We start from the raw sequence: 8,564 nt of genomic DNA on the forward strand, positions 1-8,564 counted from the left end.
AATTATTGGGTAATGACTGGGCAATGACTTCATCAAATCCCATTTTGGCTAAGCACGCTCTCGCCTGCTCGCCTGATGTCGTCCACGCTGAGATTTCGCTTACCGCTCAAATCTTGTCGCCATTTTCTCGCCCCTGTCAAGCCTTGAAATAGCCCTAGATAATGCCGTGTCAAGGTTGCCAAATTCGCCCCTTGCTCGGCTCGTTTTTCAAGATAAGGGTAGAGATTTTCTAGGATTTCACGGTGCGTTGGGATAGGCTCGCCCCAAAACTCATTGCACGCCCCCATCAGCATGGGATTATGATAAAACGCTCGTCCTATCATCACGCCGTCCACATGGGTTAGGTGGGTTTTGATGCCATCAAGATTGTCCACACCGCCATTGATTTCTATAAAAAGATGGGGAAATTCTGTTTTTAGGCGGTAAATATCATCGTAGCGTAGGGGCGGGATTTCTCGGTTTTCTTTGGGAGATAAGCCGTTGAGCCATGCGATACGAGCATGGGCAATAAAGTGCGTACACCCAGCATCCGCCACAGTCCCCACAAAATCACGCATAAACTCATAGCTATCAAACGTGTCAATACCAATGCGGTGCTTGACGGTAACGGGCTTGTCGGTCTCGCCTTTCATCGCACGCACCATACCCGCCACGATGTTTGGCTCTGCCATAAGGCACGCCCCGATTTTGTTATGCTGAACACGGTCGGACGGACAACCAACATTGATATTAAATTCATCATAGCCCATCTTGTCAGCAATCTGTACGCAGTGTGCCATCTCTGTCGGATTTGACCCACCAAGCTGTAACACCACAGGGTGTTCGCTGTCATCATATCGCAAAATATACTCAGTGTCGCCCTTTAAAATGGCACTCGTGCTTATCATCTCGGTGTACAGATGTATATGACGGTTAAAGAGCCGTGCAAAATAGCGAAAATCGGCTGTCGTCCAGCCAATCATAGGGGCAAGGCTGATACGTTTATTTTCTTTAAAATCAATCATTTGGTAAAATCTTGTGGTTGTATTAGGCAGATGGTTCACGGCTGTTTTATTCGCTCATGATTTTAGGGCATGGGTTTGAATAACCAATGCAACGCCAAATCATCTCGCTTGGGCTTGCCATTATTGCCGTCATCAGGAAAAGGCATGCTCTCGCCCGTGAGCTGATAACCACGCCGTTCGTAGTAGGCGAGCAGTTCGGGGCGGTGCGATAGGATGGACATGGCACAGCCGTCTAGGGCGTGGCGTGTGGCATGTCGCCCTGCGAAGGTCTCGACCGCTGTCAGTAGGGTGTTGCCCACGCCTTTGCCTTGGAGTTCGGGCGAGACGGCAAAGGTGCCGATGTAGGCGACATTTTTGTCGTGCATGGTGGTAAACTGCACTCCGATACATGCTAAGATTTGCTTGTTGCCATCAATCTCTGGCTCAAACACAAAGACATACGACCCATCGGCAGTGATGGTCTTTTCTATCTCGGCTAAGGTGGTGCGAATACCACCGATGAGCTGACTTTCGTTTGTCCAGCCTTCATCGTTGCGGTAACAGCGGTCTAGGAGTGCGACCAGAGCTTGAGCGTCGCTAATGTCAGCTTGGCGTAGGCGGATGTCATCGGGGCGGATGGTTGGGGCGGATGTGGTCATGATGTGTCCTTGATTTGTGGTGGGTGTTGCCGATAGGGCAGGCGTGGCGTTAGCGTGATTTTTCCATGTTGTCCAGATGGGTTAGTAGGGTGTCACTTAGCTTGTCCGACAGCTCGGAGCGGACGGCTTTTTTGTCATCATAACGCCCGTCCAGACTGCTATAATGCGGATAGGCACGAGCTTTTTTAAGTGGTGCGGCGAGCTTGCCTGCTTGCCACACCAACGTGTCATGATGATGAGTGCTAATGATGTCAAGGCTGGCATGTCCTAAGTGGCGTAGGGTGTAGTGTAGGTTTTGGCTTTGGATGGCGAGCAGGGCAAGTGTCTCATCGTTGATGGTCAGGGTCTTAACGCCCATGGCTTTATCCTTGATGGTACCGCTGTTAGGTAGCAGTCCACCAAGCACGCCCCCAATGGCAGTACCTAGCCCCAGACTTGCCCCAAGGGTCGCCACATCAATGCCTGCCCCGACTATCATGCCTGCCATGCTACCACTGGCGGTGCGAATGCCATAACGGGCAAGCAGTTCACTGTCGAAAATATCCTGCTCGGCACCTGTGACGGCAAATTCGCCATGCTCGGTCTGCACATGATAAAATTTATACAAATCCAACAGCTTTTGTTGCATGATATCAAAGGCTTGACGGGTGGCGTGTTGCATGGTGGTGAGTGTGGGTGCGGGGTCGTCATCTTCCCCGATTTTTTTGTGAAAACTTGCCACATTAACCAGAAAATCAGCAATCACCAAACTGCCTGTCTCCGCCATGTCCTGCCACAACTCGGTGCGTTCGTGCTTTAAGGTAGCAAAGACAGGATGATGGGTGAGCGTGCCTAGGTTGTCCCATAACGCCATCTCGCTGGCAAAGTCAAAAGCGATGGTATCAAAAGGCTGATAAGCATGCAACGCCCGTCGTGATAAAGTCTCACGCCAGTCATCGAAGTTCGCTCGCTCATCTTTGATGAAGTTAAACACAGGCAGTACAGGCACGCCCGAGCTTGCCAAAATCGCCAGTTCGTCCTTGTATTTGGACAGCACAGGCTCACGCACGTCCACGACATAAATGGCGACATCGGCAGAGAGTAGGGCGTTGATGACTTTGGCTTCTTGACTATAATCATCGCCCAGTTTGGGGTCACTGCTTGCGACCGCCCTTAAAAAGGCTTGCAAACGTTCCACACCATCGGCTCGCCCATCGGTGTGTTCATGCAAAAAATCCATCACACCCGAGCCGTCTTCTAGTCCGGGGGTGTCATGCAGGGCAATCAAAGGCTTGCCATCGTTGGCGTAGAGCGTGACGGCTTCGACATGGCGGGTGGTGGCGGACGCATTTTTGACTTCGCCAAATTCGCCATCTCGGAGCAAGGTTCGCATGAGTGATGTTTTGCCGACATTGGTGTGTCCGATGACGATGAGTTTGATGGGCGTGGCAGGTTGGTGTGACATAATGAACGGTCGTGATAAATTGGCTTTATTATAAAATAAATGGAAAAAGAATGATAGAGATGATGAGTTTTTGATAAAAATTAGTTGTCAGCTTGTGGTAAATCATCAAAAACGTGAGAATGGCTTTTTAAATGATGAAAAGCTGATTTGAAATCAGTTTGGGGAATGTGACTTTTCTTTTGTTTTTACCATTTCTAATATCATTTTAAGAGATTTGATGTATGCTTGTGCATGTATTTGTTATCTTATAACAGATATCCATGAGCGTGCCTACCATCATATCATCGCACTTGGTGGGCAAGCATGGTTGATTTTAATAGGCTTCCTACAAAACTGATGAGCAACAATCCGATTATCCGTATTGAAAGCTTTTGTGAGAAATATGAATTTAATAAAATTAGGGTTTTTCAGAAAGTTTAATGCTACAATTGTATTTTATTTTTGATAGAAATGTAGCTTGATATTCATTGATTTAAATAAAATAAAGTGAAATTTTAAAAATATCAAAAAATATTGGCATAAAACTTGCTATAATACAACTCATCCATCATTAGTTTTAGGTATTTTTATGAAAACGTTACTTGTCAAAACCCCCACCCAAACATCAGCCATCGCCATATCTCAGAGTCGGACTGTTAAAATGTTGGTCGATGCCGATGCACAGTATCAACTGATAGACAAACAAAATCGTCCCATCCAAAAACCAAAGACTAAGCGAGTAGGAGATGATTTGTGGGTGCTTGATGAGTCGGGCGAGACAGTCGAGCTTGTGCTTGAAGGGTATTATAATGAGTATCCTGTGGAGGATTTGGGGTATTTGACTGATATGGGCAATACCTTTGCAACCACCAATGCCGAATTTGGGGGTGTGCCAGTTGTGGGCGAGGCAGTTGGCGTGGCAAGTACGCCTTGGTATGCAAGTGCAGGGGCGAAGCTTGCGATGATTGGCGGAGGTGTGGTCACGGTGGCAGGCATTGCTGGGTCGGATGATAAGCATCCATTAGATACTGACCTGCTATCAACCCTTGTGCCCATCTCGCCCGCCCCCTTGACGGCAACCGTTGCCATCAATGACGTGGACACCGTTACCCAAAAAAGCTTGGATAAAGACATTGTCTTGTCTGGCACATTTGAAGTCTCAGACCCAACAGCGACCGCCCAAATCACTTTGACAATCAACGACACGCCCCACCAAGCAAGCATTCAAGGCACGACCTGGGCATTAGCATTGGATGGGCAAACGTTGGCATATGCCCAAGGCACGCACACCATCACCGTTGCCATCACTGCCACCACGACAGACCAAACAACTACCGCTACCGCCCAAACAGCTTATCTTGTAGATACGCATGTGGATAAACCTGCCATTAGCTTTGACCTAATTGCCCAAGATGATATCATCAACTTAGCAGAAAGCCAAGACCCAACTACGCTTATTATGGGGTCAGTTCAGAATGTGAACGATGGCGAGATTCTGACATTGACGATTGGTAAAGCGGTTGCAACCACTAAAATTGTTGATGGTAAATTTAGTGCATTTGTTGATACTGTTGCCCTTATTAATCACAAAACAATCCGTGCAACCATCACCTCCCATGATGAGCATGATAATACCGCCACTGCCACATTTTCTAAGAATGTGAGCGTGCAAACTAAGATTGCCACGCCAACCATTGCCCTTGACGATATTGCAGGGGATAATATTATAAATAAGTCAGAAAGCAAGCAGGATACCATCACCATTAGTGGGAAGGTAACGGACGTGCCTGTAGGGCAAAATGTGCTTGTGGCGTGTTCTTGTAGTACCTGTGCTAGTACAGATTGGAAAGAGATTTATGCCAAAGTTCAAGCAAATGGCGAGTTCTCGGTAAATTTTCCGACCATCGATTTGGTAAGAGCGGGCAATAACACCATCAAAACTACCGTAACTGTTGTGGATAATGCTAAAAATACCGCCACTGCCAGTACCGAAAAGACATACAGTGTGGATATGGATGCACCCACTCCTACGATACAGATTGATAACATTACCGATGATAATATTATCAATCAAAACGATATTACCCAAAATAGCGCCGTGTTGTCGGTTGTAGTGAATGATTTGGGGGCAGATGAGATGGTTATCTCTGTTGTCTTGATGGTGAATGGTATACCCTATACCGCCATAAAGACAGGCAATTTAAATACCTATACTGCCAATGTCTCCATGGCAGATTTGGTTAAGGAAACACAGGTTATCGCTCAGGTTACTGTCCAAGATAGGGCGGGTAATGTGGCAACTGTGAGCCATCAAAAGAGTTATGATGTCAACCTAACTACTCCACAGGTTGCCATTAAACTTGATCCGATTGCCAATGATGGTATCATTGACGAAACAGAACGTACAGGCGACAGTAATGGTAATATCATCATTACAGGTCGTGCAGTGGGCGACTACAATGGTCAAGATGATGTGGTGATAAGTATTGGTAATAGCACCTACCCTACCAAACTAAATGCCCAAGGCATATTTTTGGTTGCCGTACCTGCTGACATTTTAGCCAAAGACAGCACCAAGTCTTTGACCGCTACCCTTAATATTAAAAATCGTGTGGGTAATACCGCCACCGTAAGCGATACCGTTAGCTATACGGTACAATCCAAGGAGCTAGCAATTACCCTTGATCCCATCACCACCGACAACCTCATCAATGAAAGCGAAGTTGCAGGTGAGGTTGTTATTACAGGTAAAGTTACAGGGGTGGATAGACTGCCTGGTCAGCCTGTTACTCTAAGCATTGGTGGGCAAAAATTTGAGACAACCACCAATGCCGATGGTGTATTTAAATTGCCCATACTGGCAAGTGTGCTAAAAGATGTGCCAACTTACACTATTTGGGCCACTACCACAGGACAAAACAACGCCAAAGCAAGAGCTGATTTGACATACAAGGTAAGTGCCAATGTCGCTGCCAAAATTGACATTACCAATATTGATGACGATTTTGGGCTAAATGTTGCCCAAGAAGAGTCAATTGTTAGAATTGGCGGACAATTTGAATTTACAGGACACTTTGGCATGGGCATGAATCACTTGGCGGTACGTCATGTGAGCGTCAAAATTGGTGATAAAACTTATTATTCTGGACTAAAAGAAGGTAGGTTTTACTTTGATGTGCCTTTTGATGAATTGCAACATCTAAATGGACAGGTGTTGGATTATGAATTTGTCTATGACCCCAGATTCTATCAATTAACTGATTTTGACATGGGGCGGTTTATGGTGGGTGAACAAATCACCACGACAATTACCAAACAATTTACCAAACCATCTGATGTTGTCAAAAGCGTGAATATTGATAGTCCTTATTTGAGCAAAAATGCAGATGGTGATTATCGTGTAGCGATATCTGGCGAGCCGATGTCTATGATTAGTGGCGTGGTGTCAGGCAATATTAAGCCCAATGATGTGGTAAGTATTGATGTGGCAGGAGTTAAGTATACAGCCGTTGTAGGAATGGACAAAGGCTTTAAGACGATGGTAAAAACCTCAGATTTGGACAAAGATGATGATAATCTTGTCGTTGCAAGTTTGACCACACAAGACCTAGCAGGTAATGCCATTACGGTGCAAGATACCGAACGCTTTATTAATACCAAGCGTGCCCTAAAAAATTTTACCATAAAAAAACCACCAATCACAGAACCTGCCAGTACTGACCACACCGACCCAAATTTTGAGATGCCTTATTTTGTTCGTTATCTAAGCACTAATGGCATGAATTCAAAGGCATTTGGTATTGATGTGGGTGGTTATGATAATAGCGAAAAACCTGTAATTAAATACCATTTTGCCACACCAGAGGATTTTGAAAAATTAAAAAGCAAAAATGGCGGAGTGCAGGGCGAAAACTTCGCCAAAGTAAATACACTAAAAGCATACAATGAGCACATGAAAGCCATTGTCCGTAAGGCGTATGGTGAGTATGCCAAATACGCCAATGTTGAATTTATGGAAGTGGATGATGCTTTTGAAGCCAATACCAATCTGTTTTCGGCTGATTTAGCAGGCAATTATGCCAACAGTTCAGCATTTGCCTATCACAGTGGCAATATTTGGTGGTCAAATCGTTATACTGATGTCCAAAGTGAACACAACCCCTTTAATTATTATATTGCCTTGCATGAGATTGGACATACGCTTAATATGAGACACACTCATGATAACTTTAAGGGCGACTATCTGCCAGAGGATGGTTTGGAATTTTCGGTGATGTCTTATAATGTCTCTATGAACCATAATATGCACATAAATTTGGGTGGTCTTAGAATGTATGATTTGGCACACATTCACCGCCAATTTGGGGTTAATAGAAATGCACGCTCAGGTGATGATGTCTATACCTTTAAAAATTATAACACCGTACTAAGTGATGGTGACCGTTATATTTGGGATGGTGATGGTGTGGACACCTTTGATGCATCCAAAGAAACCCAAGGCGTGAATGTTAATCTTACTCCTGGTTCGTGGATTTATGTGGGCGATAAATTGCATCGCAATTTTGCCATTGCTGGCAAAAAAAGCTTTACCATAGCAGATTATTTTGGGCTTGGGGCAAACGATACGATTGTCTATGGCCTCAAAAAGACCGACAAGACCAAAGAATTTAACAACTACACCCAAGGTCAGGCTTTTATTGGCTATGGCACACAGATTGAGAACTTGATTGGCTCGGAATATGCCGACACATTGACAGGCAACGATGCGGACAATCACATCTTTGGCGGAGCAGGGGGCGATACCATTCGTGGCGGGCTTGGCAATGATGTGCTAGATGGCGGGCTTGGCAATGATACGCTCATCGGCGGGGTCGGGGACGACACTTACATCATCGACAGCACAGGCGATAGCATTACCGAGCTTGCAGGCGAAGGGGTGGACAGCGTGTTTAGTCATGTTGATTTTGACCTAAATGGGCAGGAGCTTGAAAACCTGACTTTGATTGGTATTACCGCCAAAACCGCCACAGGCAACGAGCTTGACAACGTACTGACCGCCAACAACATGGGCAATACCCTAATTGGCAAGGCAGGGAACGATACCTTAATTGGCGGTTTGGGGGCGGACATTTTGACAGGGGGCGATGGCGATGATATTTTTGTGTTTAGTACCCTGCTAAATGGCACGATGGATACCATTACCGACTTTGAGACGGGCGACAAAATCAAACTTGACAAAGCGGTCTTTGATGTGGACGCAAGCACCCTAACCGAGCGTATCACTTACAACAAAGACACCAAAGTCCTATCCTATGACGCCGATGGCGAAGGTGGTGCAGATGCCATTGATTTTGCCAAGGTGGAAGGGGTGTTTGAAGTTAAGCTTGATAACTTTATTTTATAAGGTTTGATGGGCGGTTTTTTATAAGGGCAAAGAAAGTGAACCGCACCCCAGAAGTTAGACACACTAACCTTTGGGGTGCTTTTTATGGCAAAATA

4 protein-coding genes are annotated in these 8,564 nt (G+C 45.6%); 1 reads left to right on the forward strand and 3 read right to left on the reverse strand.

Annotation, left to right across the window (positions count from 1 at the left end):
• Nucleotides 1-32 precede the first annotated feature (32 nt).
• The 3 genes from dusA to IM753_RS04420 form a co-directional block, all read right to left on the reverse strand.
• A complete protein-coding gene (dusA, locus tag IM753_RS04410) occupies nucleotides 33-1,004 on the reverse strand; it encodes a tRNA dihydrouridine(20/20a) synthase DusA (protein WP_194108761.1) in 972 nt (323 codons plus the stop codon).
• A gap of 62 nt (nucleotides 1,005-1,066) precedes the next feature.
• On the reverse strand, nucleotides 1,067-1,642 hold the full coding sequence (locus tag IM753_RS04415) for a GNAT family N-acetyltransferase (protein ID WP_065256296.1): 576 nt from the start codon (nucleotides 1,640-1,642) through the stop codon (nucleotides 1,067-1,069).
• 49 nt (nucleotides 1,643-1,691) lie between these two features.
• Nucleotides 1,692-3,086 (reverse strand): DUF3482 domain-containing protein, encoded by a 1,395-nt coding sequence (locus IM753_RS04420; protein WP_065256295.1) that lies wholly within the window; start codon nucleotides 3,084-3,086, stop codon nucleotides 1,692-1,694.
• A gap of 568 nt (nucleotides 3,087-3,654) precedes the next feature.
• Here IM753_RS04420 and IM753_RS04425 point away from each other — a divergent pair.
• Nucleotides 3,655-8,469 (forward strand): Ig-like domain-containing protein, encoded by a 4,815-nt coding sequence (locus IM753_RS04425; protein WP_194108762.1) that lies wholly within the window; start codon nucleotides 3,655-3,657, stop codon nucleotides 8,467-8,469.
• The last annotated feature ends 95 nt before the right edge of the window (nucleotides 8,470-8,564 follow it).

It is taken from the genome of Moraxella sp. K127 (assembly GCF_015223095.1).
Classification (GTDB): domain Bacteria; phylum Pseudomonadota; class Gammaproteobacteria; order Pseudomonadales; family Moraxellaceae; genus Moraxella.

Excerpts from the sequence above, each read along its gene's own strand:
- IM753_RS04425 (WP_194108762.1), top strand. The coding sequence starts at position 3,655 with ATGAAAACGTTACTTGTCAAAACCCCCACCCAAACATCAGCCATCGCC.
- IM753_RS04420 (WP_065256295.1), bottom strand. The coding sequence starts at position 3,086 with ATGTCACACCAACCTGCCACGCCCATCAAACTCATCGTCATCGGACAC.
- dusA (WP_194108761.1), bottom strand. The coding sequence starts at position 1,004 with ATGATTGATTTTAAAGAAAATAAACGTATCAGCCTTGCCCCTATGATT.
- IM753_RS04415 (WP_065256296.1), bottom strand. The coding sequence starts at position 1,642 with ATGACCACATCCGCCCCAACCATCCGCCCCGATGACATCCGCCTACGC.